Origin of the sequence: Geobacillus sp. LEMMY01 (assembly GCF_002042905.1) — a bacterium.
Lineage (GTDB): Bacteria > Bacillota > Bacilli > Bacillales > Anoxybacillaceae > Geobacillus > Geobacillus proteiniphilus.
Genome location: NZ_MVKA01000007.1, coordinates 25,101 through 51,231, shown reverse-complemented (window position 1 = coordinate 51,231; position 26,131 = coordinate 25,101). Strand labels below are relative to the sequence as shown.

The window sequence follows — 26,131 nt, the reverse complement described above, 5'->3', positions numbered from 1 at the left end:
CGGCTTCGTTGTTCCTTATTTTCTCATAGCGTTGGCCAGAAATTCGACATCCGTGCCAACGACCACTTGCAAATCCGTTTGGTTGAGGCGAAGCACGCCTTTCGCTCCCAAACGTTTCAATTCTGCTTCGTTGACTTTTGACATGTCTTTCACTTTTAGGCGCAAGCGTGTGACACAATTGTCAATTTGCGCGAGATTATCTTTTCCTCCTAACGCCTCGATATATTTTGCAGCAAGGTCCTCGTATTTGACGCCCGACTGCGCCGCACCGCTGTCGGCAAACTCTCCCTCTACCTCATCTTCACGCCCCGGCGTTTTCAAATCGAGCTTCGTAATGAGGAAATAGAAGACGACGAAATAGACGACAGCATATACAAGACCTTGAACAATCAACAAATACGGTTTTTTCGCAATGCCGTAGTTTAAGAAAAAGTCAATCGCCCCGGCCGAGAACGTAAACCCGTGGTGGATGTCAAGCATTGTCGCCACTGCGAGCGACAAGCCGGTCAACACGGCATGGACAACGTAGAGCAATGGCGATAAAAACATGAATAGAAACTCAATTGGCTCCGTAATCCCGGTTAAAAACGACGTCAACGCCACGCCAAGGAGCGCGCCGGCGACCGCTTTGCGACGCTCTTTTTTCGCCGCCGCGATCATCGCCAGCGCTGCCGCGGGCAGGCCAAACATCATGATCGGGAAGAAGCCGGCCATAAAAATGCCCGCATCCGGGTCGCCGGCGAAAAAGCGGCTTAAATCGCCCGTTTTTCCGTTATACTCGCCAAACACAAACCAGACGAAGCTGTTTAACACATGGTGCAATCCGACTGGAATGAGCAACCGGTTGAGGAACCCGAAAATGCCGACGCCAACCGCCCCGGCGCCAACGATCCAATGGCCGACCGCGTTGATGCCATCTTGAATCGGCGGCCATACATAGCCAAAAATCAAGGCAAGCACGAGCATGACAAGCGATGTCACGATCGGCACAAACCGCCGTCCGCCGAAAAAGCCGAGCCAATCCGGCAGCTTGATATCATGATAGCGATTGTATAAAAGCCCGGCGATCACTCCGGAGATGATGCCGCCTAATACGGACATATTGATGTCCTTATCAATCGCGGCGGCCCCTTTTGTCAAGACAAAGTAGCCGATCGCCCCAGCAAGCGCCGCCGCGCCGTTGCCGTCTTTCGAAAAACCGATGGCCACGCCGATGGCGAAAATGAGCGCTAAATTGGAAAACACTGCATCGCCTGCGGCGGCGATAAACGGAATATTCAATAAATCAGGCTGACCGAGCCGAAGCAACAATCCTGCCGCCGGCAAAACGGCAATCGGCAGCATTAATGCTTTTCCAAGCCGCTGTAAAAAGCCTAACATCATGATCCTCCCCTTTTCATCTCAATCATAAATTTGTACCGGTCGCCGCGGTACACCGATTTGACGACTTCAAGCGGCCGACCGTCGACAAGGTGCGTGCGGCGCTCAAGCAACAGCACCGGAGCCCCTTCTTTCATCTTCAGATGCTCCGCCTCCACCTTGCGGGCGACAGATGCTTCCAATGTTTGAACAGCGGAGCCGATGATCATTCCTTTTTCTTTTTCGATAAATTCATAGACGGAACCGCTTACAACATCACGCGTCAGCCCGGGAACAAGATGGACAGGAATGTACAGCGTCTCCAACGCCATCGGCAAGCCGTCGGCCAACCGAAGGCGGCGGACTTCGTAAAGGTCATCGCCTTCCGTGACGCCAAGTCCTTCAGCGAGCTTCTGAGAAGCCGGAACCGTCTCAAAGCTGAGGACGATCGTGCCGGGCTCCATGCCGCGCGCCCGCATATCTTCGGAAAAGCTCGTCAGCCCTTTCAGCGGCTGCTCGATTTTTTGGGCGGCGACAAATGTTCCTTTCCCGCGCCGGCGGATGAGATAGCCATCGTTCACTAAATTGTTGACCGCCTGCCGAACGGTCATCCGGCTGATGTCATACATTTCCGCCAACTCGCGCTCAGACGGGATCATTTCGCCCGGCTGCCACTCCCCTTTTTCGATCTTTTCTTTCATATATTGCTCGAGCTGATAGTAAATCGGAATCGGCGACTGTTTATCGATCACGGCGCATCCACCCGCCGCTTTTCCTTTGGGATGAGCGAGAGCGCCTCTCGGTCGGCGATGATCGTCACGTCCGGATGAAGGTGAAGCGCTGAAGCCGGCAAGTCCGGTGTGACAACGCCTTCGAGAAGCCGGGCCATGGCCTCCGCTTTTTCCTCCCCTGACGCCAACAGCACGATGCGGCGGCTGCGCAAAATGGTCGCAATCCCCATCGTAATGGCATAGCGCGGCACGTCATCAAGCGATGGGAAAAAGCGGGCGTTCGCTTCCCGTGTCAGCTCGGTCAGCTCGACGACGTGGGTGGCTGTCGAAAACGGCGTCCCAGGCTCGTTGAACCCGATATGGCCGTTGCGGCCGATGCCCAAGAGCTGCAAATCGATGCCGCCCAATTCATCGATGAGCCGCTCGTAACGGCGGCATTCTTCGTCAAGATCAGCGGCCAAGCCGTCCGGCACATGCGTCTGATGAAGCGGGATGTCCAATTGGGCAAACAAATGCTGATTCATATAATAGCGATAGCTGTTCGGATGATCCGGGCCAAGGCCTACGTATTCATCCAAATTGACCGTGCGCACGAGCCGATACGATGTCCCATGCTGCCGATGATCGGCGGCCAATTCGCGGTACACACCGAGCACGGTCGAGCCGGTCGCCAAGCCGAGAACGGCGTTCGGCTTTTCCTTGACTTGTTTGATGATGATGTCCGCCGCCTGACGGCTCATCTCTGCGTAGTCAGCAGCTTTCAAAAGCTTCATGGCCATCGCTCTCCACCCCTTTCATCCGGCTTGCGATAGGCAAGGGCGCCGCGGCAAAACGTCATCATGACTTCATATCGTTCATTCAAAACGACGACATCGGCGTCTTTGCCGGGCCGCAAGCTGCCTTTCCGATCAAGCAAGCCAAGCTGTTTCGCCGGATTCCAGCTCGCCATGCGGATCACCTCTTCAAGCGTGCAGCCAGTATAATCGAGCACACGGCGGATGGCCTCGCCAAGCTTGAGCACGCTTCCCGCCAGCGTGCCGTCGGCAAGCCGCGCCTCTCCGCCCCGAACAGTCACCTCTTGGCCGCCAAGATCATACCGCCCATCACCTAGACATTTCGCCCGCATGGCATCGGTGATTAATATGAGCCCATCGCTTCCTTTATTCCGGTAAGCGAAGCGGACCATCGGCGGCGCAACGTGCAACCCGTCGGCGATCAGCTCGCACATGACTTCTTCAAACATAAGCACAGCACCGGCGACACCCGGTTCACGGTGATGGATGCCGCGCATCCCATTGAACAGGTGGGTCGCATGCGTCACCCCTGCATGGACCGCCGCTTTTACTTCGTCGTAAACGGCATCGGAATGGCCGATCGAAGCGATCACACCCGTCTGTTTCAAGTAGGCGGCAAGTTCCAGCCCCCCGTTCCGCTCTGGGGCAAGCGTGACAAGGCGGATATGGCCGCCCGCCGCCTTTTGCCAGTGCTGGAACAGTGAGATGTCCGGATCGGCGAGATGGCGCGGGTGCTGCGCTCCGGCGCGCTTCGGCGACAAAAACGGCCCTTCCAGATGAACGCCGAGCACTTCAGCCGCTCCCGGCCTGTTCGCCTCCGCCATATAGCGAGCGACGTTGCGAAGCGCGGCTTCGATTTGTTCGCTTGGCGCTGTCATCGTCGTCGCCAAAAAGCTCGTCGTCCCTTCCGCCGGCAGCGCCTTCGCCATCTTGTAAAGCGCCTCCGGGGTCGCATCCATGACATCCGCCCCAGCCGCCCCATGAATATGGACATCGATGAATCCCGGCACGATGGAAAACCGTGAGGAAAGCTCGATCACTTCCGCCCCTGCATCAGTTGGGCATGACGACATCGGCCCGATCGCGGCCACTTTTTCCCCTTCGATCAGCACATACCCTTGTTCAATGTTTCCTGTTTCTGCATACACCGCGGCATTTTTCAATATCCACCGCTTCATCGCGATTCCCCACTTTCTGTCTCTCATTATAACATTATATATTCTAGTTGTCTATACCACTAAAACAAATCCGTCAACCAGTTCGCTTCAGTATGAAAGAAGCAGGGAAGCCGTGGCTTCCCCGCTCTTCCAAACGGCGCTACGCTCCTTTCGGTCCGCGGGCCGGCAAATAAAACGAAAACGTCGTTCCTTCGTTCAGTTTGCTGTGAACGGTAATGAGCCCTTTATGCGCTTCGACGATGTTTTTGGCGATGGCAAGGCCTAACCCGGTGCCGGAACGGCCGCGCGTGCGCGCTTTATCGGCTTTGTAAAACCGTTCAAACACAAACGGCAAATCCTCTTCGGGAATGCCGGAACCAGAGTCTTGGACATGGATCGTCACGCCGTCGCCGCTTGGTTCGATGATGAGGCGAACTGTGCCGCCCGATTCCGTATGGCGGATGGCGTTGTCAATTAAGTTCGTCAGCACCTGTTCGATCCGATCCGGATCGAGAGCGATTTCGATGTCCCGATCGCGAAACTCGGCTGTCAGCTCAATCTGCTTTTCTTTCGCCAGCCCGTAAAACTTGCGGATCACCCGCTCGATGTAAGGAACAAGCTTGACTTGTTCGTACTCTAGCTCGATATGGCCAGCTTCCATGCGCGCCAAGTCAAGCAAATCGTTAACAAGGCGGCCCATGCGCAGCGACTCGTCATAAATGACTTTCGCCATCTCTTTCTTCTCTTCTTCGCTCGCCGCGATATCGTCGATGATCGCCTCGCTGTAGCCTTGGAGCATGGCAATCGGCGTGCGCAATTCGTGCGAAACGTTGGCGATAAAGTCTTTGCGCAGCTTGTCAAGCCGCCGCTCTTCGGTCATGTCGCGCAAAACAGCCACCGCGCCGCGCACCATCGTTTTGCCGTACAGCGGCGTCATTAAAATAACCCACGTCCGCCCCTGCAGCGTCACTTCGGTCGATTGCTCCTTCTCCTCGCGAACGACGCGGGCAAACAGCTCTTTCACTTGCGGCGGCAACGGCGCCATCGCTTCCGCGTCGTTCCCTTGCTCAAAATACCACGCCTGCAAAAACCGCTCAGCCGGCGGGTTCGTAATCAAAATTTCCCCGTCGCGGTTAAACGTAATGACGCCATCGGCCATGCTGCTTAAAATGCTGGCGAGCTGTTCTTTTTCCTGGTTTAAGGCGTTGATGTTAAACTGCAGACGCCGTCCCATTTGGTTGAACGCCATCGCCAGCCCACCGATCTCATCGTTCGTTAAAATCGGCACTTTCATATCGAAATGGCCCCTCGCCATTTCGAACGCGGCTTGCCGCATTTTCCGGAGCGGAGCGGTGATGCGCGTCGACAAGAAAAAGGCAAAAAACGTCGTCATGACAATGGCGATAAACGCGGCGAGAAAAATTAACTCTTTCGTCCGCTCCGTCGCGTCGGCGATCGCCTCGAGCGACTGATAGATAAACACAGCTCCTCGGCTGCCATCCGGCATCGACATCGGCACGCCGACAATGATCATATCACGGGGCAGCTTTTCTTTTGGATGCCGCTCCGGCATATACAAACGCTTTTTCACCGTTTTCCCATCTGTCAGCACACGCCGCAAGTCCCGATCTTGGCGGATCGACGACAGCGGCATATTGTCCAAACCAGCATCGCCAGGCGAATACCAATAGTGCGACTCATCGGCGACGATGACGGCTTTCGTTCGATTGTCCACAAGCGTCCAAGCGATCGAGCGGGCAAGCTGCTCGTCGCGGTAATCGTGCATCACCTCGGCCACTTTTGTCGCCAGGCGGGTCAAGTCGTTTTCCGCTTCCTGCACATAATAATCTTCCAAAAATTTAATAAGCAAAATGCTTAAAATAAACAGCACGCACGAAACGAGCAACAAAATCGTAAACCATAGCTTGCCGACGACGCTGCGAAACAGCCACATCAGTCGTTCACTGCCTCAAACTTGTAGCCGACGCCCCAGACGGTGACGATCATTTTTCCCGCCTGCGGCGACGCTTTATTCAACTTTTCGCGCAACCGTTTAATGTGGGTGTCGACCGTGCGCAAGTCGCCGAAAAACTCGTAATGCCATACTTCCTTCAACAGCTGTTCGCGGTCGAACACTTTGTCGGGCGAGCGGGCCAAAAAGAGAAGCAACTCATATTCTTTCGGCGTTAAGCTGACTTCCTTGCCGTCGACCGTCACCCGGTGGGCATCGTTGTCAATCGTCAAATGCGGAAACACAAGCACGTCTTTCGCCGTCGTCTCCACCGGCGCGTAGGCGGCGTTCGCCGCGCGGCGCAACAGCGCTTTTACGCGCAGCACGACTTCGCGCGGACTGAACGGCTTGACGATGTAATCATCCGTGCCGACTTCAAACCCTTGCACGCGGTTGGATTCTTCGCCTTTTGCCGTCAACATCATAATCGGCGTCGTTTTTTGCTCGCGGATTTCTTTGCACACCTCAATTCCATCTTTGCCCGGCAGCATCAGATCGAGCAAAATGACGTCATAATCATTCGTCAACGCCTTCTCCAACGCTTCATTGCCGTCGCCGGCCTCATCGATCACATAGTTTTCCCGCTCCAAATACATTTTCAAGAGCCGCCGGATGCGCTCTTCATCGTCAACCACTAAAATACGGATGGTTTTTTCTTGTTTTTCCAATGCTTTGCACCCTCCCATCATCAATGGAAACACTCCCTATTTTCTAGTTTACCGAAAAACCGGATGCTCGCCAACAGAGCATCCGGTTGTTTTCCATTATGTTCCGGCGTACGAGTGCAATCCCGCAATGACGAGGTTGACCGCCACTAAGTTAAACATAATAATGGCAAAGCCGATGACGGCGAGCCATGCCGACTTTTCACCATGCCAGCCTTTTGACAAACGAAGGTGCAAAAAGGCAGCGTAAAACAGCCAAGTGATAAGCGCCCATACTTCTTTCGGGTCCCAGCCCCAAAAACGCGTCCAGGCGATTTGCGCCCAAATCATCGCGAAAATGAGCGCCCCGAGCGTAAACACCGGAAAGCCGATCGCCACCGCCCGATAGCTGATCTCATCAGTCAAATCCAAGTTAACGTTCTTCACGAGCGGCTTGAGCGCGGCGGCAACGCGCTTGCGCAAGAGAAGCCGAAGCATGATGTACAGCGCCGTTCCGGCTATGAGCGACCAGATGACCGTATTGAGCTTTCTTGCATTGATGATCGCCGGCATCTCAACAAGCGGCTCCATGCGGCCGGCGCTTTCTTTCATAAGCTCCCCTTTGTGCGGCCCAACGAGCGCCGGCATATCGTAGATGACCTCAACCGTCTGCTTGTTTTTGTCGACCCACGTGAACTTCGCTTCATACCCAGAAAGTCCGAACGCTGTCGAAACGATGACAAAGCCGAGCGTGGTAATTAAGCAAAACATGACCACTTCGAGCCAAAACGTCCGTTTCGACGGCTTCGATTGATCAACGACGCGAATCAAATAGATGAGCCCAGCGACAAAGCTGATGGCCAAAATCGCTTCACCAGCCGCCGCCGTCGTCACATGGATGTGCAGCCAATCGCTTTGCAAGGCGGGAATGAGCGGCGAAATTTCCCGCGGAAACATGCTTGCGTAAGCAATCACAAGCAACGCGACCGGCAGCGCAAACAAGCCGAGCACACTCAGCCGGTAAATGAAATAAATAATAATGAAAGCAGCAACCAGCATCATGCCGAAAAAGGTCGTAAACTCGAACAAGTTGCTTACGGGCGCGTGCCCGGCGGCGATCCAGCGCGTCACAAAATAGCCGACTTGGGCGAGAAAGCCGATGATCGTCACGGAGATGCCAAGCTGCGACCAACGATCCTTCTCTTGCCGTTCTTTTCGCTTGTCGCGAATGGCGCCGCCAAAAAAGAACGTGCCGATTAAATATAGAACGAACGCGATATATAGCAACGTGCTGCTAAGCTGTACCATGCGCTTGTCCTCCTTGTCCGGCTTTTTTTTCGTTTTCGAGCTGATCAGCCGGCATCATGACGCCGGTGCCGTCAAGCAAACGGCGCAGTTCGTTTTTCAAGCCGAACCAGTTTTTATTCGTATGCGCGGCGATCCATAGCTCGCCGTTTACCCGCTGCACCCAAATGCGGCGGTGGTTCCAATACATCCCTTGGATGAGCCCGATCATGAAAATCGCGCCGCCTACCCCTAAAATCCAAAGCGTAAAGTCGCGGCGGACGGTCAAACCGGAGACATTGCGGGTTTGAAGCCCCGCGAACGCCATTTTGTATTTGTTGTTGCCAAACGGTTCGATCGTCTGCTGGATGGCGACAAAGCTTACTTCCCCTTTCGGACGGTCCGGCGCGTACATTTTGAACACGAACGCCGGATTGTTCGGCACACGCGACTTCGTTGACGGATTGCCGTCTTCATCAAACTCAAAATCAGGAAAATAGCTTAATAGCTCAACGCGATACCCATGTCCGAGATTGTACGACTCTTTCGGATCATACAAATCGACCGTCACCGTGCCGAACGTTTTCCCCGACTGCTTGTCCGCCAACTGAAATGACATCGCTTTCGGCTCATTCAAGCGGAAATCGACTTGGTAGAGCGCATAATGGTCGAACTCCAGCGGCTCGTTGACGCGAATCGGATACTCCTTCACTTTTTCAAGCTTCGGCTTGGCGCCGGGGATCACAGGGCCGACGCGCTTATACAACACGACGTTTGTTTGATAGTTTTTGGCGATCATCCCGTTGCCGACGCGGTCGATGGCAGCGTTGAACACTTCGTTGTCCTTGCCTTTCTCATATGTTTCAAAAATAAATTTTTCGCTCTTTAAAAAGTAGCGGCCGTTCGTCCCAGGAATTTCTTTCGTTTCTCCTTCCGGGATCCACATCACCCGGTCGATGTACATGCCGGGAACCGAACGGAGCATCGCTCCGATCAAGAAAATGATGAGACCGATATGGTTGACATACGGCCCCCAGCGGGAAAACCGCCCTTTTTCAGCGAGCAAATGCCCGTCTTCCTCGCGGACATGGTAGCGCCGCTTCGCCAGCCGCTCTTTCAACACAGCCATCGTCTTGTCGAGATCGCTCACATGCGAGACGCCAAACAGCCGCTGCCGCTCTAAAAAGCGCGGATGGCGCTTCACCCCTTGCCGCTTCAAGGCGCGGTAAAGCGGAATGACCCGGTCCAAGCTGCAAATGACGAGCGAGACGCCGATTAAGGCGATGAGCAAAATGTACCACCATGAGCCGTACAAGTTGTTAAAGCCGAGCTCATAATACAGCTTCCCTGCCCAGCCGTACTGCTGCTTGTAATACTCCGCCGGATCGGCGTTCGGCGGAATGTACATTTGCTGAGGGAAAATCGTGCCGATCACCGAAGCGATGAGCGTGATGACGATGAGCGCCACCCCGACTTTGACCGACGAGAAAAACGCCCAAATTTGGTCGATCATCGTTTTTTTATACGTTTGCGATCGGCGCGCGCTTCCTTCGTAGCGCATGTCCAAAAGCGGTTTCTCTCCCAAATCGGCAAGCGGCTTGCCGCACGATTCACAAAACGCCGTGCCGTGCGGATTGACATGGCCGCATTCGCATTTGACGTGTTCCATGGCGCAAAACTCCTTACGGTTTGATGCTTTCTAGATGACGCTGAATGTCATCTTTCGTCATCGTTCCAGTAATGATTTGTTTCACTTCGCCGTTTTTGTCAATCAAAAACGTCGTCGGCAGCGGCCCGACGTTGTAAGCGTTCAATACTTGATCTTGACGATCGATCACAATCGGAAATGTCAGGCCGAACCGTTCGGCGAATTTTTCGACGCTCAACTTCGGTTCACCGACATTGACAGCCAAAATTTCAACCCCTTGTTTTTTGTAAATCGGGTACAGCTCGTTCATGTACGGCATCTCCCGCTCGCACGGCTTGCACCACGTTCCCCAAAAGTTCAAAAAAACGCCTTTGCCGCGATAGTCTGAGAGACGATGTTCATGCCCTTTCAAATCGGTCAGCACAAAATCAGGCGCCGTCGAACCAACAGCGACCGCCGTTTTCTCCGTGAAAAAGTTCGTGTAAATCGTATAGCCGATCGCCGCGAGCAACACGAGCAAAATCACTGTTCTCATCACTAAACGCTGTTGTTTTTTCATCGTTCAAACCCCTTTACGTTTCTCCTCCCCCGCAACCAACGCCGCAAGGGAGGCAAGCGGTTCACAATCTCCCATTTTCCATTATAGCAAAGTTCCTCGCTCGTTTATGCGCAAGGATATGAACGTTATGTGACAATCTTCGTCATTTTCTTCCCCCGGATTGGGCCAGGACGCGCAGCAGCTTCACCTCATGCGGCGTCAGCTCGCGGTATTCGCCCGGTCGCAGCCCTTTCAAATCAAGAAACGCGTACCGCTCTCGCTTCAGCTTCAGCACCTCGCAGCCGATCGCTTCAAACATGCGGCGCACTTGCCGGTTTCGTCCTTCGTGAATACGGATTTCCACAATGGCTGTCCCCTTCTTCCGGTCGGCGGAGAGCAGCTTCACTTTCGCCGGCGTCGTCATGCCATCTTCTAACTGCACCCCTTGTTCGAGCCGTTTCAGCTGCTCGTGTGTTGGAATGCCTTTCACTTTGGCAATGTACACTTTTTCAATTTCATACCGCGGATGCATGAGCAGGTTGGCAAAGTCGCCGTCATTCGTCAACAAAAGCAGCCCAGACGTATCATAGTCAAGCCGCCCGATCGGATAAATGCGTTTGTCCAGATCTTTGAAAAAATCGGTCACCACTTTGCGGCCTCTGTCATCTTTGACGCTTGAAATCACCCCGCGCGGCTTGTACAGCAAATAATACACCGGCTCCTCGCGCTCGATCGGGATGCCGTCGACTTCGACATCATCGCGCGGCCCGACTTTGACGCCGAGCTCGGTGACGACGCGGCCGTTCACTTTCACCCGTCCTTGCAAAATGAGTTCTTCCGCCTTGCGCCTTGACGCGATGCCGGCGCGGGCGATCACTTTTTGCAACCGTTCCATTCTCTCTCACCTCTTTCATCATCTTACCCTTTCCGCTCGACAGATACAAGCAGGGCGCTTTTCTATTTTTATCATTCCTCTTTGGGGCCAACCAAAAAGCCCGCCCATTGGGCGGGAAAACAAAACAGAGGCGCCGCTAGCGCCCGAATACAAACAAAACGATGAAAACAGAAACAATAAAGCTGAGAATGTCGGCCAAAATGCCGACTTTTAACGCGTCACCCATTTTTTTGACGCCGACGGCGCCAAAATAGACGGTGAGCACGTAAAGCGTCGTCTCCGTGCTGCCTTGGATCGTGGAAGCAAGGCGCCCGATGAACGAATCCGGGCCGTAAGTAGCGATCAAATCGGTCGTCATGCCGAGCGCCGCCGTGCCGGAAAGCGTACGGAGAGCCGCAAGCGGAACGACTTCGGCCGGCAGTCCAATGGCATCGGCCAGCGGTTTGATCACTTCCATCATGGCATCAAGCGCCCCTGAGGCGCGGAAAATGGAAACCGACACCAACATGCCGACCAAATACGGGATGAGCGAAAATGCGATCTCGATCCCTTCCTTGCCGCCTTCCACAAACGCTTCGTACGTCGGCACTTTCTTTGCTGTACCGTAAAGCAAAATAAAAACAATGAGCGCAGGGATCAGCCAAACGGAAAGAAGTTGGACGATGGCCATTATGGCTTCCTGCCTTTCCGCATCCGTTTCCAGTAATAGTACCGGTCAATCAATACCGCCCCAATCGTCGAAATCGTCGAGGCGATGACCGTTGTGCCAATAATCTCCCCCGGCGATGCCGAACCGTACGTCATGCGGATCGAGATGACAGTCGCCGGAATGAGCGTAATGCTCGATGTGTTAATGGCCAAAAACGTCACCATCGACCGGCTCGCCTCGTCGCGACCGCCATTGAGCTTTTTTAGCTGTTCCATCGCCTTTATGCCCATCGGCGTCGCCGCATTGCCAAGACCGAACATGTTGGCGACCATATTCGAGACGATATAGCCGAGGGCGGGATGGCCGGGCGGCACCTCCGGAAACAAGCGGCGTACGAGCGGCATAAACAGGCGCGCCGCTTTGTCAAGCAAGCCGGCGCGTTCAGCGATCGCCATCAGCCCGAGCCAAAACACGAGAATGCTGATCATGCCGATGCTGATCGTCACCGCTTCTTTGGCGCTTTCAAACACCGCTTTGTTCACTTCGTCCATCGTGCCGTTGGCCGCCGCAAAGACGATGCCAATGACCGCCATCATCACCCAAATGAGGTTAACCATCGCTTCTCACACCTAAAAAGCGAAATGCTTGCCATAAAAACCCTCGGCCGCTTTCTTCCTTTCCCGGTTCATACAGCAGCGGCACCGAATCAACCGCCTTTTGATGCAAATAAAGCACCGCCTTTCCGACCTCTGTCGGTGCCCGTTCTGGGTATTTTCCCCATTCCTTGCGCGGCTTCAGCAAATACACTTTCACCCGCAGCCCGCTCTCCTCTTTATCGGTCACCGGATATCGCAAATCGCGGACCGCCTGCAGCCGCCCGCGGTAAAACGGATCAGAAATTTTGTCGACCACCCTCTCGCTGCTCACTTTGGCGATGTGATAATGGGAAAACCCGTATTCGTACATAGCGATATGGTCGTTCCAATCGTCCGGTGCATCCAACGTCACGGCGATCAAATCGATGCCGCCTTTGGACGCCGTCGTCACGAGCGTGCGATGGGCCCGTTTCGTATAGCCGGTTTTGCCGCCGGTGCAATATTCGTAAAGACTTGTCAACAACTTGTTTTTATTCCGCCACACACGCGCGCCGTCTTCGCCGGGCGGAGCGGGGGCGCGGTACACCTTCGTCCCCGATATGCGGCGAAACTCTTTGTTTTTCATCGCATATTGCATGAGCAGCGCCATATCGTACGCGGTCGAGTAGTGGTTTTCCGCGTCATCCAATCCGTGCGGATTGGCAAACTCGGTATCACGCATCCCGATTTCAGCCGCTTTTTGGTTCATTAAAAAAACAAATCCTTCGACGCTGCCGCCAACATGTTCAGCGATGGCCACCGCCGCGTCGTTGCCGGAACGAAGCATCAGCCCATATACCAAATCGCGCAGTTTGATTTTCTCCCCTTGGCGCAAGTAAATCGACGACCCTTCGGTCCGGACAGCGCGGGCGCTGACCGTCACCGTGTCGTCCATTTTCCCTGATTCAATCGCCAAAATGGCGGTCATAATTTTCGTAATGCTGGCGATGCGCCGTTTTGTATAGGCATCCTTGGCAAACAAAACCCGCCCGGAATGTTGCTCTATCAAAATTGCGCTTTTTGCGCTCACCCCATCCATAGCGCGCATCCGCTCTGGAACAAATACCATAATCCCCGCAGCGAGTGCAAGAATGAGCGCAATGAGCCGCTTCTGCTTATTCATCTCATATCGGCGAGGATCCCCCTCCTTCAAGGAGCGGGGAGGAATCGCCTGTTCCTCCTTTCCGATTAGGCTGAACGGGCCGCAGCCGAAGAAACGTCGCGGCGGAAACAGGCTGAACCCCAAAGCCGCGTTTTGTACAAGTGTATGCGTCGATGGGACAAATATGATGAAAAAATGCCGTTGCAAGGGGAGACAGCCCTGAACGATCCGCTCCGGCGCTTGCGCTGGGCGCGTTGATGACATTTCCCTGCAACTCATATTTCGCAACCTTTGCATAATATACAAAAAACAACCTGGATATTCGCATAAAAATAATTTTTTATACAAAAATTGTAAAATAATTAATTTTTATTCGGTCAAATCGGGCTTATTTCGAATTTTTATTCAGGGTGCGAAATGTGAGCTGCAAAGAGAAAGCCGCTCCCCGAAACGACGGACAGGTGTCCTGCTTGATCCGCAACGCCTGCTCTCCCAAAAAAAACGGGCAAGGGGGTTTCCTCCCCGCCCGTTTAAAACGGCTGCCAACGAAGCTTCCGCGCCTCATGAAAGCGCTCCTCAACGTTGCGCCAGTTGACGACGTTCCACCAATGTTCGATGTACGCCGCCCGATCATTTTTGTATTGCAAATAGTAGGCATGCTCCCACACATCAAGCACAAGAAGCGGGATCACATCCCATTGCGCCATGAGCTGGTGTTTTTCCGCCTGCAAAATTTCCAGCCGGTGCGCTCGCGGCGCCCAAACGAGCAGCGCCCAGCCGACCCCTTCAGCGCTTTTCGCCGCTTCGGTGAAATGACGGCGAAAGGCGGCAAAGCTGCCAAAATCACGCTCGATTTGCGCCCGCAGCTCCCCGCGCGGCTCGCCGCCGCCCTCTGGATGCATGTTGTACCAAAAGATTGTGTGCAAATAATGCCCGGAGCCGTGGAACGCCGCTTCCCTCTCCCAATGTTTCAACAGATCAAAATTGTTCGTCCGACGCGCCTCGGCCATCATTCGCTCCGCCTGGTTGAGACCGTCGACATAGCTTTGGTGATGCTTCGTATGGTGGAGGCGCATGATTTCTTCGGAAATATGCGGCTCGAGCGCATCATAACGGTACGGCAGCGGCGGCAAGACATGACGGCCGGGCGCCGCTTGTTGGCGCGGCTCACCGCCGTCGTCCGCATCCACCCAGCGTCGCTTTCCATCGGTCACGTTGTCCGCTTGGCCCGGCTCGCCGTCAGCTGCATCAGTCGGCGAGTCGGAGAGCTCCGCCATAAAAGCCGGCTCTTGGCCATCCTCAACCCGCTCCACCGTCCCACTGGTGTCAAGCCATCCGTCTTCGTTCTCTTTGTTTTCACCCTCCGGTTCAAGCGACACCGCTTCCCCTTCGACTTGTTCTTGCGTCGCCTCTTCTTCCCGCTCGGCAGCTGACGAATCAGCCAGGCGGACGGCCCGAGTGTATACGTCATCGACAAGACGCTGAAGCTCGTAAATCGCTTCTTCGGTCCATTCATCGCCGTGTCCATCGATGTACGCCAACAAAGACGAAAGCCCGACATCCTCAGCCGTCCTGCGCGCAGACAGCGCCTGCTCAACTTGTCTTCCCCACGCAGCCGCTTCCATGACATACTGGCGGAGCGCACCGACATACACGTCATCAGCAAGGCGCTGAAGCTCGCGGACGGCCTCTTCCGTCCACTCGCCGTCATGCTCGGCAATAAACTCGAGCAGCGACGAAGCGCCATCCGTGCTTGCCCCACGCAAAGCGAGCGTCTCCTTGACTTGATTTCCCCATTCGTTCACCCTAGCCGCATATTGGGCGAACAACACCTGATCGTCCATTTGGTAAAAACCTCCTCCTGTTTTGTTCGCCATATCGTATGCTGTCATGGGGAAATCGTTCTTGTCCGCATTCACCCAAATTCCCGGCCGCTCATACATAGAGGAGCGAGGGCAGTCATCATAAGAAAGATTAAGGAGGGGAAGAGCAGAATCGTCGCCTTCCTCCCCCGCGATGTTTTCTGCAAACAACAAATGAGCAGACCGCTGAACAGGAGGCACTTTTTGAGCTTCGTTTTCTGTCGCCCCTTATGGCCGACCATATGGCGCGTGAGGAATGCTATTACTTGCAAAAGCTGGCGGAAACAACCGGTGAGGTGAAGCCGACGGCGTGCGATCTGACAAAACCGCTCGCTAAACAGACGTTTTTAACAACAAAAAGCGATTCCCTTCAAGGAACCGCTTTTTCTGAAAAAAGGAAGGCTGCTTTGGCGAACCGCCGGCTGCACCAAACTATTTCCCGTCCGAACGGACAGAAAACGCGGCGCCAACCGCGTTTTCTCGTTACGCCGACCGTTCGGGCAAGCGGCACGCGCCGGTTTCCGCCCATTCGCTGACGAGCTCCTGCAACGTTTTGGCGTCCACGCCGGCAAAATAACGGCGCAATTCATCTTCATCGTGAATATAGACGCGCTTGCGCTGCCGATACGCCGGATTTTTCCATAAACAGACAAGAGCGATGATGTCGCGCAAATAAATGTCGCGCCCGTTAGCCGTAAACAGCGGGTCGCTTTCATACGGCAGCAAATCAAGCAGCGCCGCCTCAAAATGGCGCAAATACAACACAGACAGCGTCCGCTCTTCGCCGCCGTCGCGGTACGTGACTTCCGAGCGGTTGAAATAGTCTTCAAACGTGTTCGATTGCGACTTTTGCAGCTCTTCGCCGTGCAAGCGGCAAACGTTCATGAGCGCTCTCCTTCCCGATCAGCCGTTTTTCTTTAGTTTACCATATTCCGGCTGCCCGTCGCTCAAATTTTCTGCTAATTTTTCGAAAAATAAATCCGCTTCCCGCTCGGATTCGCCATCGTCCGCCCATTCCGGCAGCGGCGGCAGCTCCTCGAGCGTTTTCAGCCCGAAATAATCGAGAAATTCCGGGGTTGTCCCGTACAAAATCGGCCGCCCGGTTCCTTCGGCTCGTCCAACCTCTTTAATGAGCGCCCGCGCCATCAGCGTCTGCAATGGCTTGTCGCTTTTTACGCCGCGAATTTCCTCAATCTCCGCGCGCGTAATCGGCTGGCGGTATGCGATAATGGCGAGCGTCTCAAGCGCCGCCTGCGACAGCGGCGACGCCCCCGGCGCCTCGACCAACTTTTTTAAGTACGGAGCGTGCTCTTTTTTCGTCGCCAGCAGAAACACGCCGGCTAGCTCGATGAGCTGGATGCCGCGCTCTTCCCGACGGTAGTCTTCCTGCAGCTCAGCGATCACCGCTTTTGCTTCCGGCTCGCTGACTTCCAACACGGCGGCAATTTGCGAAATCGACAGCCCTTCGTCACCGGCGGCAAACAACAGCGCTTCGACAATCGCCTTCGCCGGCTTGAGCGCGCCGGCGCCGCCCGTTTTTTCCGTTTCGTTTTGTTCCATCGCCCTTCTGCCGCGCCAAACTCGTTGGCGCCCCCTCCTCCTTTCCGCCTGTCTCCGTCGTTTCCCAGCGTCCGTTCCACCGTCGGCCTTCTCAGTCCAACAGGAGTCAACCCTCCGCCTTATCACGGCATGGGCCAAACGGGCAACAAAAGGAAAGCGGTCCGCCGCAGCGAACCGCCGCGGCCAAACCGCACCGCCTCAATCGGCTGGTTTCACCGCAAGAAACAAATCACTGAAATTCCGTTCTTGCTCAACGATGATTTCGTCTTGCTTCATCAACTCTAAAATGGCCAAAAACGTCACGACGATATACGAACGATCGTAGGACGGAAACAGCTCGTAAAAGTTTTTCCGCCCGTTCGCCTGCTTTAGTTCATGCAAAATTTCCGCCATGCGCTGTTCGACGGAAATATCTTGGCGGGCGATTTTCGCCCGCATCGGTTTTTGTAGCTTTTTGCGGCGCAACAGCTTCGACAAGGCGCCAAGCATATCGTATACGTTCACATCAAGCGGCGCCGCCTTTTTCTCATCCGCGTATGCGCTTAAGTCGCTCGGCGGCTTTGTAAACAAAAGCGCCCGCTCCTCTTCACGCCGCTTCAACTCGCGCGCCGCCTCTTTAAACTTTTTATATTCAAGCAGCCGCTGCGTCAGCTCCTCGCGCGGGTCCCCGTCGTCGACCCACTCGATGTCGCCGTCGACGCCTTCCTCATTGGAGGACGGCAACAACATTTTGCTTTTGATCGCAAGCAAGGTGGCTGCCATCACTAAATATTCGCTGGCGATATCCAACTCAAGCTCCTGCATGGCATGAATGTACGCCATATACTGCTCCGTAATTCGCGCGACCGGAATATCGTAAATATCGATTTCATAGCGGTTGATCAAATGCAAAAGCAGATCAAGCGGCCCTTCAAACGCTTCGATTTTGACGTTGTACGGCAATTGCACATCCATCCCACCATTTTTTCCAGAACACCGCCCGTGCGGCTCGTCCCCAGCTGCAGTACATTTATTGTATCATAACGAAGCGGCGAAGCGAATGGAAAACACCCTCTTTTTTGCGCCGCAGGCCGCCGAAGTCGTATAATCAAAGGAGAGCCGCCCGTCTTCACATGGCGCGGCCCACTTTTGAAAGGAACGATGACCGATGTACCCGAAAGCGTATATCGAGTATTTGATCCATTTCCATAGCGATCGCGACTATTTTGAATGCCACGAAATTTTGGAGGAACATTGGAAACAAGACGGTCGAAACAAAGGTTGGCTTGTGCTCATTCAAATCGCGGTCGCTTTTTACCATTACCGGCGCGGCAATGTCTCGGGAGCGCTGCGCCTCATTCGACGGGCGCGGGCGCTGCTTGACGAAACGCAAGAGATGATCCGGCGGCTCGGCCTCGATGACGGGGCGCTCGCCCGCTTGCTCGACGAGACGGCTCGGCGGATCACTCGCGGCGAACCGTACGAAAGCGTCGAACTGCCGATTCGCGACCGTTCCCTTTACGAGGAATGCCAGGCCGCCTGCGCCCGCCGGCAGCTCGTTTGGGGGCGGGCAAGCGACCTAGCAAACCTTAATCTTGTGGATAAACACCGGCGCCGTGACCGCTCGGACGTCGTCGCCGCGCGCGAACAAAAAAAACGGGCCAAAGCGGAAGGAGTTGGCTTCCCTCCCCCTCCGCCGCCCGCCTAAGCGCGGCGCCGCGCTAGTTTCGTTATTCGTTGCACGCATGGCATTTATCGAAAAACGAGGCAGTCCACTCGTTGGCGCACAATCGACGGCCCGGGTACGCCTCTTTCAATGCCTTGACCATCTGTTTTCCGATCCCTTGGTGGCGGTGTGACGGATTGACGCTGATGTGCTGGATTTCCACAACATCAGGAGCGCGCAACAGGACGCCGATAATGCCGACGATGTCATCCCCTTCTTTCCATAAAAACAGCTGCCAATCGTTGTTTGTTTCATACTGTTTCATCGTCTGCTGCAGCCGTTTCAGATCTTTTTCCGTCGGCATAAACGACAACAGTCCCATGGCGATTTTCTCATAGTTTTTTCGGTAACGGATTAACATAAAAATCCCTCATTATCGACAAACGCTTTTCCGAAATGGAAAAGTTTTTGTCATTTTCTCTATACGTATTATAAACATTCTCACCGATATTGTGAACCATTTCATGCCTTTTTACGCAAATTACGCAAGCGTCCGCAAGACGTTCGCCATTTCGATCGCCGACACCGCCGCTTCCCATCCTTTATTGCCCGCTTTCGTGCCGGCCCGCTCGATCGCCTGTTCAATGGTGTCCGTCGTCAACACGCCGAAAATGACCGGAACACCGCTCGTGAGCGCCGCGTGGGAGACACCTTTGGCCGCCTCGCTGCAGACGTAGTCAAAATGGCTCGTTGCCCCACGGATGACGGCGCCAAGCGTAATGACAGCGTCAAACTGCTTCGATTCCGCCATTTTTTTCGCCACAAGCGGGATTTCAAACGCACCCGGCACCCAGGCGACGGTGATGTCGCTGTCGCTCACGCCATGGCGCGTCAAGCCGTCGATCGCCCCAGATAAGAGCTTGCCCGTGATGAATTCGTTAAAACGAGAGACGACGATGCCGATTTTCAGTCCGGTGCCGACTAAGTTTCCCTCAATGACACGCATGTTCGTTGCTCCTCCCATCATTAAAAATGAAGCATATGTCCTAATTTTTCATGTTTCGTGCGCAAATATTTTTCATTTTCCTTTTTCGCTGGCATCTCGAGCGGCACCCGTTCGACCACTTCGAGTCCATGCCCTTTTAATCCGGCGATTTTGCGCGGGTTGTTCGTGAGCAGGCGCATTTTCGTTACACCGAGATCTTTCAAAATTTGCGCCCCGATGCCATAATCGCGCAAATCGGCCGGAAAGCCGAGCTTTTCGTTCGCCTCGACTGTGTCATAACCTTGCTCCTGCAGCTTGTAAGCGCGCAACTTGTTCATAAGGCCGATGCCGCGCCCTTCTTGGCGCATGTAAAGCAACACCCCGCGCCCTTCCGCCTCGATTTGCCTGAGCGCCGCATGCAGCTGCGGACCGCAGTCGCACCGGTACGAGCCAAACACATCGCCGGTTAAGCATTCGGAATGAACGCGCACCAAGATCGGCTCATCCGGGGTGATCTCTCCTTTGACAAGCGCCACATGCTCTTTTCCGTCGAGCACGTTCGTGTAGCCGATGGCGCGAAATTCGCCGAATTCGGTCGGCAGCCAAACGTCCACCTCCCGTTTCACGAGCTTTTCCCGCTGGCTCCGATAGGCGATCAAATCTTTGATCGTGATCATTTTCAATCCGAACTGGTCGGCGATTTGCCGCAAATCAGGAACGCGAGCCATCGTCCCGTCCTCTTTAATGATTTCGCAAATGACGCCGGCCGGCTTCGCGCCGCACAAACGGGCCAAATCGACCGCCGCTTCTGTATGGCCGGCGCGCCGCAAGACGCCCCCCTTTTTCGCAATCAACGGAAAAACGTGGCCAGGACGTTTAAAATCGCTCGCTTTCACATTCGGATCAAGCAGCGCCTGAATCGTCGCCGCCCGCTCGTAGGCGCTGATTCCGGTCGTTGTCGTTTTGTAGTCGACACTCACCGTAAACGCTGTGCCATGCGCGTCCGTGTTATGAGTGACCATCGGCTCAAGCTCGAGCCGCTCCGCCAATTCCTCCGTAATCGGCACGCAGACGAGCCCGCGGCCATGAGTGATCATAAAGTTAATGACATCCGGCGTCGCTTTTTCGGCCAGCACGACAAAATCGCCTTCATTTTCGCGGTCTTCGTCATCGCAAACGATGATCACTTCTCCGTTTTTCAGCGCCGAAAGCGCCGCTTCAATCGTGTCAAACATCAAGCTTGCCCCCTTTTCCTCTATTTATAGCCGTGCTGCTCCAAAAATTCGACCGTCAATTTGGAGGTCGGCGTCGCTTTCGCGGCGAGGAAAGCAGCGACGTACTTGCCGATCATGTCGCACTCGATATTGACGAGATCGCCCGGCCGCTTTTCGCCTAAAATCGTCGCCTCACGCGTATGCGGAATGAGTGAAACGATGAACGTGCGCTCGCTCAGACCGAAAATCGTCAAGCTCGTCCCATCGACAGCGACCGATCCTTTCTCAATCATATAGGCGCGCAGCGAGGCCGGCACTTCGATTTCATAGTAGACGGCGTTCGCTTTCGGCCACTGCCGGATGATGCGCCCGACGCCGTCCACATGCCCGGTGACGAAATGGCCGCCAAACCGTCCTCCAGCCGCCATTGCCCGCTCCAAATTCACCTTCGATCCCGGCTTTAATGTCTTTAGCGCCGTCGCTTTCACCGTCTCCGGCATGACATCGACCGTAAACTGCCGTTCGGTGAACGATGTGACGGTCAAGCAGACGCCGTTGACGGCGATGCTGTCGCCAAGCCGCACATCTTCGAGCACCCGCTTGGCGCCGATCGTCATCACGATGGCGTCGCCGGTTTGCTTCATTTGTTCGATCGTGCCGATCTCTTCAATAATGCCAGTGAACACAACGATTCCTCCTTCCGTTTCGGCGCGGCGACGATTTTGATGTCCGGGCCGATCGTCTCGATGCGGCGGATGTCAAGCTCCACCGCTTCAGCAAGCCGGGCGAAGCCAAGGCCGCCGACCGGCGTCGGCGCCCCGCGGCCGCCGATCAGCTTCGGAGCGATATAGGCGATGACCTCATTGACTGCTCCCGCGCGGAGGAAGCTGTCATGAACGCGCGAGCCGCCTTCGACAAACAGCGACATGACTCCCTGCTCCCCAAGCAGACGGAGCACATCGCGGACATCGATCTGGGCCGTCGGCATTGAAAATACGCGCACCCCAAGGCGCTCATACGCCGCCGCTTGTTCCCGACTGACGCCGCCGGTGATGATCCACGTTTCTGCTTCCTTGTCAGCGACGACATGGGCGTCAAGCGGTGTACGCAATTTTGTATCCAAAATGATGCGCAGCGGGTTTTTCCGCTTTTCCCCAAAGCGGACGGTAAGCTTCGGGTTGTCGGTCAAAACGGTGTTGACGCCGACCAAAATGGCGTCATGCTGCGCACGAAGGCGATGGACATCCTCACGCGCCGCGCTTGATGTAATCCATTTGCTTTCCCCCGTCGCCGTCGCGATTTTGCCATCGAGGCTGCATGCGAACTTCAACGTGACAAACGGCGTTTTTGCGGCGATATAGTGGAAAAACATCCGATTCAATTCGTCCGCTTCGTCTTTTAATACGCCAACATCAACGTCAATGCCCGCTTGGCGCAGCTTGGCAATCCCTTTTCCCGCGACAAGCGGATTCGGGTCGGTCGTGGCAACGACGACGCGACGGACGCCGGCCTGGATGAGCAAATCGGCACATGGAGGCGTTTTTCCATAATGGCTGCACGGCTCAAGCGTCACGTACACCGTCGCACCGCGCGCCTTCTCGCCAGCCATGCGGATCGCATAGACTTCAGCGTGCGGCTCACCCGCTTTCAAATGGGCGCCAAGCCCAACGACCGTCCCACCGTTGACAACGACCGCGCCAACTGCAGGATTGGGAGACGTTTGCCCGACTCCAGCTTTGGCCACATCGAGAGCGAGCCGCATATAATGTTCATCGTTATGCACCGCACTCCCTCCTTCAATAAAAATGAAACCCCCGGGATGTCCCCGGGGGCTCATCGATGAGAGAATGACCAATGATGCGCAAACAAACACATGTTCGCTAATCAAGTTATACCGGCCGGTCGGAAACAAAAGATACTACCATGCCTAGTCGGCCGACAGACGCTGCCCATGCGGTCTGAACCGGCCGAAAACAGCCGTGCGCATATTGGCATCCTTCTCCCATCCAGACTATACTGTCGGCTCCGGAATCGCACCGGATCCTGCCTTTCGGCTCGCGGGCTGAGGGGCGGAAAGCCCCATCACCGCCGGTCGGGAATTTCACCCTGCCCCGAAGGATGCATCACTATATCGTTATGTTCATTATACCACACGAAACGCCCTGCATCATCATTCCGCAACCCAAATCCAATACGCCGCTCCCCACAGCAGGCTGGCCGCAAGCAAAAAGAAAAACAAGCGCCAGTTGTTTCGAACAGTCCGATCATCCTCGCTCATGCGCTGTTTACGGTTCGTCAAATACTTTCACTTCCTTCATCACGTCGCCGTTTTTCATCGTCCTCACGACGTCCATGCCCGATGTCACTTGGCCAAAGACGGTGTGCACCCCATCCAAGTGCGGCTGCGGCTCGTGGACGATAAAGAACTGGCAGCTGCCGGTGTCGCGGCCGCGGTGCGCCATTGACATCGCCCCAGCAACATGTCGGTGTGGATTGTTGTCCGTCTCGCACGGGATCGTATAGCCGGCATCGCCCGTTCCGTTGCCGCGTGGACATCCTCCTTGGCTGACAAATCCAGGGATGACGCGGTGGAACGTCAACCCGTTATAAAAGCCTTCGTTTGCGAGCTTCTCAAAATTGGCCACCGTCACCGGCGCCTCGTTTGGGAACAGTTCAAACTCGATTTTCCCGCCGTTTTCCATTAGAATATATCCTTTTTTCGCCACAAGCATCCAGCTCCTTTTCGACATCGAAACTGCTTTTATCATACCATGATTGCCAAGTGAAACAAAAGAAAAAATGTCTTTTCAAATTCGTGCGCCGCCTGACCGCGTCGCGTTTTTCCGATAGCCAAGCAGGCGAGCGTACGGTATAATGATAATGCATTTTCGTAAACAGGAGGCGAGCTATGTGAAACGAACGATCGCTTCATCGCTGCTGGCGGCGGTGCTGCTGGCATCTCCGGGCATCGCAGCGGCCGATGCCGCGCCGGGCGATGTCATTGTGACGCTCGGGGAAAACTTAACGAATGAACAAAAGCAAAAAGTGCTCGACGAAATGAAGGCGCCGGACGGGGCGCAAACGATCACCGTCTCAAACGTTGAGGAGCATAAATATTTGGACGGACTCATTCCGAAAGCGCAAATCGGCACGCGCGCCATCTCGTCGTCGATGATCACGATAAAAGAGCCCGGCTCGGGGCTTCATGTCGAAACGCACAACATCACATGGGTGACGAAAGAGATGTATACAAACGCCTTGATCACCGCAGGGGTGAAAGATGCCGACATTTACATCACCGCCCCGTTTCCGGTTTCCGGCACCGCAGCGCTGACGGGGCTGATGAAGGCGTATGAAATTTCCTCGGACCAAGCCATCCCTGATGATGTCAAAAAAGTGGCGAACGAGGAAATGGTGCAGACGGCGAAGCTCGCCGATTCGATCGGCGCGGACAAAGCGGTCGCCCTGCTGGCGAAAATCAAACAAGAAATCGCCAACAACCCACCGCAGACGGACGCTGATTTGCGCGCCCTTATTGAAAAAATCGCCAACGACCTTGGCATTACGCTGAGCGAGAATGAAATCAACAACCTGATTTCCCTTTTCCATAAAATGCAAAACGCCAATATTAATTGGGACCAAGTGAACGATCAGCTGAGCAAGGCGAAAGAACAGCTATCGGCGTTTTTGCAGTCAGAAGAAGGAAAAACGTTCATTCAAAACCTTATCGACATCTTCAAAGAAATTTGGAACGCGATCAAATCAGCATTTTCCTCAAATCAACAATGAAAGAAGGCGCCCCAAAAAAGCAGCGGGCGCCTTTTCTTTGTGAAGGCCGTTCTCTTTCAAAGCGGCGGCCTTCACTTTTTCACTTTCGTTTTCAAAGGCAAATCATATTGGATCAAATCTTCATATGTCTCCCGTTTTACAACGAGCTGGGCGTCGCCGTTTTCAACGAACACAACGGCTGGGCGCGGCAGACGGTTGTAATTGTTCGCCATGGAATAGCCGTAAGCGCCGGTGCAAAAAACGGCCAAATAATCGCCCGGCTTCGCTTCCGGCAGGGCGATGTCCCAAATGAGCATGTCGCCTGACTCGCAGCACTTCCCGGCGATCGATACGACTTCCGTCGGCTCGCCGAACACCCGGTTGGCGAGCGCGGCTTCGTATTTCGCTCCGTAGAGCGCCGGGCGGATGTTGTCGCTCATGCCGCCGTCAACGGCAATATATGTGCGGACGTTGGGCACTTCTTTGCGCGAGCCGATCGTATAAATCGTCGTTCCGGCATCACCCACGAGCGACCGGCCCGGCTCGATCCAAATTTCCGGCAGCGGCAAGCGGCAAGCTTCGGCCTGCTTTTTCACCTCTTCCACGATGCAGTCGACGTACGCTGTCACCGGAATCGGGTCGTCTTCCTCCGTATAGCGGATGCCAAAGCCGCCGCCAAGATTGACAACCGCTGGGACAAATCCGTGCGCCTTGTTCCACTCGGCCAGCTTGGCAAACACTTTTTGCGCCGCGAGCACAAACCCAGCTGTTTCAAAAATTTGCGAGCCGATATGGCAATGAACGCCGAGCAGCTGAAACGCGGCCGACGCCATGACACGGCGAAACGCCTCGTCCACCTGACCGTTGTTTAAGTCAAAGCCGAACTTTGAATCTTCTTGCCCGGTTAAAATGTAATCGTGCGTATGCGCCTCGACCCCCGGCGTGACGCGGAGCAAAACCGGCACCGTCCGACCGAATGATTCCGCCAGCTCTTCAATCAGCTCGAGTTCGTAAAAGTTGTCGGCAACGATGCAGCCGATGCCGTGTTCAAGCGCCATCGCCAATTCGTCCCGGCTTTTGTTGTTGCCATGAAAATGGATGCGCTCAGGCGGAAAACCGGCGGCGAGCGCCGTATACAGCTCACCGCCTGAGACGACGTCAAGCGACAATCCCTCCTCAGCGGCCAGCTGCACGATGGCGACGGCGGAAAACGCCTTGCTGGCGTAAGCGACTTGCGCCCGTACGCCATGGCGGCGGAACGCTTCTTTAAACGCGCGCGCCCGCGCGCGGATCAACGCAACGTCATAAATATAAAGCGGCGTTCCGTACGTTTTGGCCAACTCGACCACATCGACGCCGCCGATTTCCAAATGCCCTTGTTCATTGACACGGCTTGTCCCGTGAAGAAACATCGCAAACCCCTCATTCCTCATTGAAATCGCACGGCAAAAGCAAAAAAGACAGTTTGCAACCGGCAACTGCCTTCACAAAAAGGAAAACCGCAGATCGCCATCGGCTCTGCCTTGAAACGGAAGGCCGCATGCCCCGCGCTGGGCCATGCCCATTCCGCCCGTGCAAACGTGCGGAGCACTGAGGCAAGCACAATGGCAAGCACCATCAATGCAAGCATTAAGTATAACTTATCATAAT

At 54.8% G+C, this 26,131-nt stretch carries 28 protein-coding genes and 1 riboswitch; of the genes, 3 read left to right on the top strand and 25 right to left on the bottom strand.

Features of this window, described 5'->3' with window-relative positions:
* Positions 1–15: 15 nt before the first annotated feature.
* The 14 genes from nagE to B1A75_RS04880 all read right to left on the bottom strand — a co-directional run bounded on the left by nagE (position 16) and on the right by B1A75_RS04880 (position 15,291).
* Positions 16–1,380: an N-acetylglucosamine-specific PTS transporter subunit IIBC gene (nagE, locus tag B1A75_RS04945; protein WP_079935844.1), complete on the bottom strand. Its 1,365-nt coding sequence runs from the start codon at positions 1,378–1,380 to the stop codon at positions 16–18.
* Entirely contained in the window at positions 1,380–2,111 is a 732-nt protein-coding gene (gene phnF, locus B1A75_RS04940; protein ID WP_033025782.1) for a phosphonate metabolism transcriptional regulator PhnF, read from the bottom strand. Before phnF ends, nagE begins: the two co-directional genes overlap by 1 nt.
* Positions 2,108–2,869 (bottom strand): glucosamine-6-phosphate deaminase, encoded by a 762-nt coding sequence (nagB, locus tag B1A75_RS04935; RefSeq protein WP_079935843.1) that lies wholly within the window; start codon positions 2,867–2,869, stop codon positions 2,108–2,110. Before nagB ends, phnF begins: the two co-directional genes overlap by 4 nt.
* Entirely contained in the window at positions 2,860–4,062 is a 1,203-nt protein-coding gene (gene nagA, locus B1A75_RS04930; RefSeq protein WP_079935842.1) for an N-acetylglucosamine-6-phosphate deacetylase, read from the bottom strand. The genes nagB and nagA overlap by 10 nt, the downstream gene beginning before the upstream one ends.
* Before the next feature lie 139 nt (positions 4,063–4,201).
* Positions 4,202–5,995 carry an ATP-binding protein gene (locus B1A75_RS04925; RefSeq protein ID WP_068896252.1) on the bottom strand — a complete coding sequence of 598 codons (1,794 nt, stop codon included), beginning with the start codon at positions 5,993–5,995 and terminating at the stop codon, positions 4,202–4,204.
* A complete protein-coding gene (locus B1A75_RS04920; RefSeq protein ID WP_476701666.1) occupies positions 5,995–6,738 on the bottom strand; it encodes a response regulator transcription factor in 744 nt (247 codons plus the stop codon). Before B1A75_RS04920 ends, B1A75_RS04925 begins: the two co-directional genes overlap by 1 nt.
* A 78-nt stretch (positions 6,739–6,816) precedes the next feature.
* Positions 6,817–8,004, bottom strand: a complete 1,188-nt coding sequence (gene ccsB / locus B1A75_RS04915; RefSeq protein ID WP_011231762.1) for a c-type cytochrome biogenesis protein CcsB — start codon at positions 8,002–8,004, stop codon at positions 6,817–6,819.
* Positions 7,991–9,649 (bottom strand): cytochrome c biogenesis protein ResB, encoded by a 1,659-nt coding sequence (gene resB / locus B1A75_RS04910; protein WP_074043931.1) that lies wholly within the window; start codon positions 9,647–9,649, stop codon positions 7,991–7,993. Before resB ends, ccsB begins: the two co-directional genes overlap by 14 nt.
* A gap of 13 nt (positions 9,650–9,662) precedes the next feature.
* Positions 9,663–10,187, bottom strand: coding sequence for a thiol-disulfide oxidoreductase ResA (gene resA, locus B1A75_RS04905; RefSeq protein ID WP_074043930.1), 525 nt, complete (start codon positions 10,185–10,187; stop codon positions 9,663–9,665).
* Positions 10,188–10,329: 142 nt separating this feature from the next.
* The gene (locus B1A75_RS04900) at positions 10,330–11,061 is read right to left on the bottom strand and encodes a pseudouridine synthase (RefSeq protein ID WP_074043929.1); all 732 of its coding nucleotides are present in this window, start codon (positions 11,059–11,061) and stop codon (positions 10,330–10,332) included.
* A gap of 136 nt (positions 11,062–11,197) precedes the next feature.
* Positions 11,198–11,731 (bottom strand): spore maturation protein, encoded by a 534-nt coding sequence (locus B1A75_RS04895; protein ID WP_074043928.1) that lies wholly within the window; start codon positions 11,729–11,731, stop codon positions 11,198–11,200.
* Complete coding sequence (locus tag B1A75_RS04890) at positions 11,731–12,327, bottom strand: nucleoside recognition domain-containing protein (protein WP_074043927.1); 597 nt, start codon at positions 12,325–12,327, stop codon at positions 11,731–11,733. The genes B1A75_RS04895 and B1A75_RS04890 overlap by 1 nt, the downstream gene beginning before the upstream one ends.
* Positions 12,320–13,468, bottom strand: a complete 1,149-nt coding sequence (locus B1A75_RS04885; RefSeq protein WP_074043926.1) for a D-alanyl-D-alanine carboxypeptidase family protein — start codon at positions 13,466–13,468, stop codon at positions 12,320–12,322. Before B1A75_RS04885 ends, B1A75_RS04890 begins: the two co-directional genes overlap by 8 nt.
* A gap of 509 nt (positions 13,469–13,977) precedes the next feature.
* Entirely contained in the window at positions 13,978–15,291 is a 1,314-nt protein-coding gene (locus B1A75_RS04880) for a superoxide dismutase (protein WP_074043925.1), read from the bottom strand.
* A 179-nt stretch (positions 15,292–15,470) separates the two neighbouring features.
* Between B1A75_RS04880 and B1A75_RS20735 the strand changes: the two genes are divergently transcribed.
* Complete coding sequence (locus tag B1A75_RS20735; RefSeq protein WP_483299631.1) at positions 15,471–15,845, top strand: DUF2935 domain-containing protein; 375 nt, start codon at positions 15,471–15,473, stop codon at positions 15,843–15,845.
* On the opposite strand, the gene B1A75_RS04870 is transcribed toward B1A75_RS20735, so the two are convergent.
* The 3 genes from B1A75_RS04870 to B1A75_RS04860 form a co-directional block, all read right to left on the bottom strand.
* Entirely contained in the window at positions 15,793–16,194 is a 402-nt protein-coding gene (locus B1A75_RS04870) for a hypothetical protein (protein WP_074043924.1), read from the bottom strand. The two genes, B1A75_RS20735 and B1A75_RS04870, sit on opposite strands and share 53 nt — an antisense overlap.
* An 18-nt stretch (positions 16,195–16,212) precedes the next feature.
* Positions 16,213–16,869 (bottom strand): SMC-Scp complex subunit ScpB, encoded by a 657-nt coding sequence (gene scpB, locus B1A75_RS04865; RefSeq protein WP_074043923.1) that lies wholly within the window; start codon positions 16,867–16,869, stop codon positions 16,213–16,215.
* Between the two features lie 198 nt (positions 16,870–17,067).
* Positions 17,068–17,823, bottom strand: a complete 756-nt coding sequence (locus B1A75_RS04860; protein WP_074043922.1) for a segregation/condensation protein A — start codon at positions 17,821–17,823, stop codon at positions 17,068–17,070.
* A 193-nt stretch (positions 17,824–18,016) separates the two neighbouring features.
* On the opposite strand from B1A75_RS04860, the gene B1A75_RS04855 reads away from it, so the two are divergent.
* Positions 18,017–18,556 (top strand): DUF309 domain-containing protein, encoded by a 540-nt coding sequence (locus B1A75_RS04855; RefSeq protein WP_074043921.1) that lies wholly within the window; start codon positions 18,017–18,019, stop codon positions 18,554–18,556.
* A gap of 22 nt (positions 18,557–18,578) precedes the next feature.
* Here B1A75_RS04855 and B1A75_RS04850 read toward each other — a convergent pair whose 3' ends face one another.
* The 7 genes from B1A75_RS04850 to B1A75_RS04825 form a co-directional block, all read right to left on the bottom strand.
* The gene (locus tag B1A75_RS04850) at positions 18,579–18,935 is read right to left on the bottom strand and encodes a GNAT family N-acetyltransferase (protein WP_074043920.1); all 357 of its coding nucleotides are present in this window, start codon (positions 18,933–18,935) and stop codon (positions 18,579–18,581) included.
* Between the two features lie 120 nt (positions 18,936–19,055).
* Positions 19,056–19,520: a 6,7-dimethyl-8-ribityllumazine synthase gene (gene ribH, locus B1A75_RS04845; protein ID WP_074043919.1), complete on the bottom strand. Its 465-nt coding sequence runs from the start codon at positions 19,518–19,520 to the stop codon at positions 19,056–19,058.
* Positions 19,521–19,540: 20 nt separating this feature from the next.
* Complete coding sequence (locus B1A75_RS04840; protein ID WP_074043918.1) at positions 19,541–20,734, bottom strand: bifunctional 3,4-dihydroxy-2-butanone-4-phosphate synthase/GTP cyclohydrolase II; 1,194 nt, start codon at positions 20,732–20,734, stop codon at positions 19,541–19,543.
* A 20-nt stretch (positions 20,735–20,754) separates the two neighbouring features.
* Entirely contained in the window at positions 20,755–21,399 is a 645-nt protein-coding gene (ribE, locus tag B1A75_RS04835; RefSeq protein WP_074043955.1) for a riboflavin synthase, read from the bottom strand.
* On the bottom strand, positions 21,354–22,496 hold the full coding sequence (gene ribD, locus B1A75_RS04830) for a bifunctional diaminohydroxyphosphoribosylaminopyrimidine deaminase/5-amino-6-(5-phosphoribosylamino)uracil reductase RibD (RefSeq protein ID WP_013144840.1): 1,143 nt from the start codon (positions 22,494–22,496) through the stop codon (positions 21,354–21,356). The genes ribE and ribD overlap by 46 nt, the downstream gene beginning before the upstream one ends.
* Before the next feature lie 207 nt (positions 22,497–22,703).
* Positions 22,704–22,836: riboswitch (FMN riboswitch) on the bottom strand.
* Positions 22,837–22,883: 47 nt separating this feature from the next.
* A complete protein-coding gene (locus B1A75_RS20515; protein ID WP_014196248.1) occupies positions 22,884–23,012 on the bottom strand; it encodes a hypothetical protein in 129 nt (42 codons plus the stop codon).
* The gene (locus tag B1A75_RS04825; RefSeq protein ID WP_074043954.1) at positions 22,999–23,439 is read right to left on the bottom strand and encodes a peptidylprolyl isomerase; all 441 of its coding nucleotides are present in this window, start codon (positions 23,437–23,439) and stop codon (positions 22,999–23,001) included. Before B1A75_RS04825 ends, B1A75_RS20515 begins: the two co-directional genes overlap by 14 nt.
* A 184-nt stretch (positions 23,440–23,623) precedes the next feature.
* Here B1A75_RS04825 and B1A75_RS04820 point away from each other — a divergent pair, with 184 nt between their 5' ends.
* A complete protein-coding gene (locus B1A75_RS04820) occupies positions 23,624–24,502 on the top strand; it encodes a DUF1002 domain-containing protein (RefSeq protein WP_074043917.1) in 879 nt (292 codons plus the stop codon).
* A gap of 71 nt (positions 24,503–24,573) precedes the next feature.
* On the opposite strand, the gene lysA is transcribed toward B1A75_RS04820, so the two are convergent.
* Positions 24,574–25,893, bottom strand: a complete 1,320-nt coding sequence (gene lysA, locus B1A75_RS04815; RefSeq protein WP_079935840.1) for a diaminopimelate decarboxylase — start codon at positions 25,891–25,893, stop codon at positions 24,574–24,576.
* Between the last annotated feature and the right edge of the window lie 238 nt (positions 25,894–26,131).

Excerpts from the sequence above, each read along its gene's own strand:
- B1A75_RS04880 (WP_074043925.1), bottom strand. The coding sequence starts at position 15,291 with ATGGACGATCAGGTGTTGTTCGCCCAATATGCGGCTAGGGTGAACGAA.
- lysA (WP_079935840.1), bottom strand. The coding sequence starts at position 25,893 with ATGTTTCTTCACGGGACAAGCCGTGTCAATGAACAAGGGCATTTGGAA.
- B1A75_RS04895 (WP_074043928.1), bottom strand. The coding sequence starts at position 11,731 with ATGGCCATCGTCCAACTTCTTTCCGTTTGGCTGATCCCTGCGCTCATT.
- B1A75_RS04840 (WP_074043918.1), bottom strand. The coding sequence starts at position 20,734 with ATGTTTGACACGATTGAAGCGGCGCTTTCGGCGCTGAAAAACGGAGAA.
- nagB (WP_079935843.1), bottom strand. The coding sequence starts at position 2,869 with ATGGCCATGAAGCTTTTGAAAGCTGCTGACTACGCAGAGATGAGCCGT.
- B1A75_RS04900 (WP_074043929.1), bottom strand. The coding sequence starts at position 11,061 with ATGGAACGGTTGCAAAAAGTGATCGCCCGCGCCGGCATCGCGTCAAGG.
- B1A75_RS04850 (WP_074043920.1), bottom strand. The coding sequence starts at position 18,935 with ATGTTAATCCGTTACCGAAAAAACTATGAGAAAATCGCCATGGGACTG.
- B1A75_RS04890 (WP_074043927.1), bottom strand. The coding sequence starts at position 12,327 with ATGGTTAACCTCATTTGGGTGATGATGGCGGTCATTGGCATCGTCTTT.
- ccsB (WP_011231762.1), bottom strand. The coding sequence starts at position 8,004 with ATGGTACAGCTTAGCAGCACGTTGCTATATATCGCGTTCGTTCTATAT.
- B1A75_RS04885 (WP_074043926.1), bottom strand. The coding sequence starts at position 13,468 with ATGAATAAGCAGAAGCGGCTCATTGCGCTCATTCTTGCACTCGCTGCG.
- B1A75_RS04925 (WP_068896252.1), bottom strand. The coding sequence starts at position 5,995 with ATGTGGCTGTTTCGCAGCGTCGTCGGCAAGCTATGGTTTACGATTTTG.
- nagA (WP_079935842.1), bottom strand. The coding sequence starts at position 4,062 with ATGAAGCGGTGGATATTGAAAAATGCCGCGGTGTATGCAGAAACAGGA.
- ribH (WP_074043919.1), bottom strand. The coding sequence starts at position 19,520 with ATGCGTGTCATTGAGGGAAACTTAGTCGGCACCGGACTGAAAATCGGC.
- B1A75_RS04860 (WP_074043922.1), bottom strand. The coding sequence starts at position 17,823 with ATGGATGTGCAATTGCCGTACAACGTCAAAATCGAAGCGTTTGAAGGG.
- resA (WP_074043930.1), bottom strand. The coding sequence starts at position 10,187 with ATGAAAAAACAACAGCGTTTAGTGATGAGAACAGTGATTTTGCTCGTG.
- resB (WP_074043931.1), bottom strand. The coding sequence starts at position 9,649 with ATGGAACACGTCAAATGCGAATGCGGCCATGTCAATCCGCACGGCACG.
- scpB (WP_074043923.1), bottom strand. The coding sequence starts at position 16,869 with ATGGAACAAAACGAAACGGAAAAAACGGGCGGCGCCGGCGCGCTCAAG.
- B1A75_RS04870 (WP_074043924.1), bottom strand. The coding sequence starts at position 16,194 with ATGAACGTTTGCCGCTTGCACGGCGAAGAGCTGCAAAAGTCGCAATCG.
- B1A75_RS04920 (WP_476701666.1), bottom strand. The coding sequence starts at position 6,738 with ATGGGAGGGTGCAAAGCATTGGAAAAACAAGAAAAAACCATCCGTATT.
- nagE (WP_079935844.1), bottom strand. The coding sequence starts at position 1,380 with ATGTTAGGCTTTTTACAGCGGCTTGGAAAAGCATTAATGCTGCCGATT.
- B1A75_RS04855 (WP_074043921.1), top strand. The coding sequence starts at position 18,017 with ATGTACCCGAAAGCGTATATCGAGTATTTGATCCATTTCCATAGCGAT.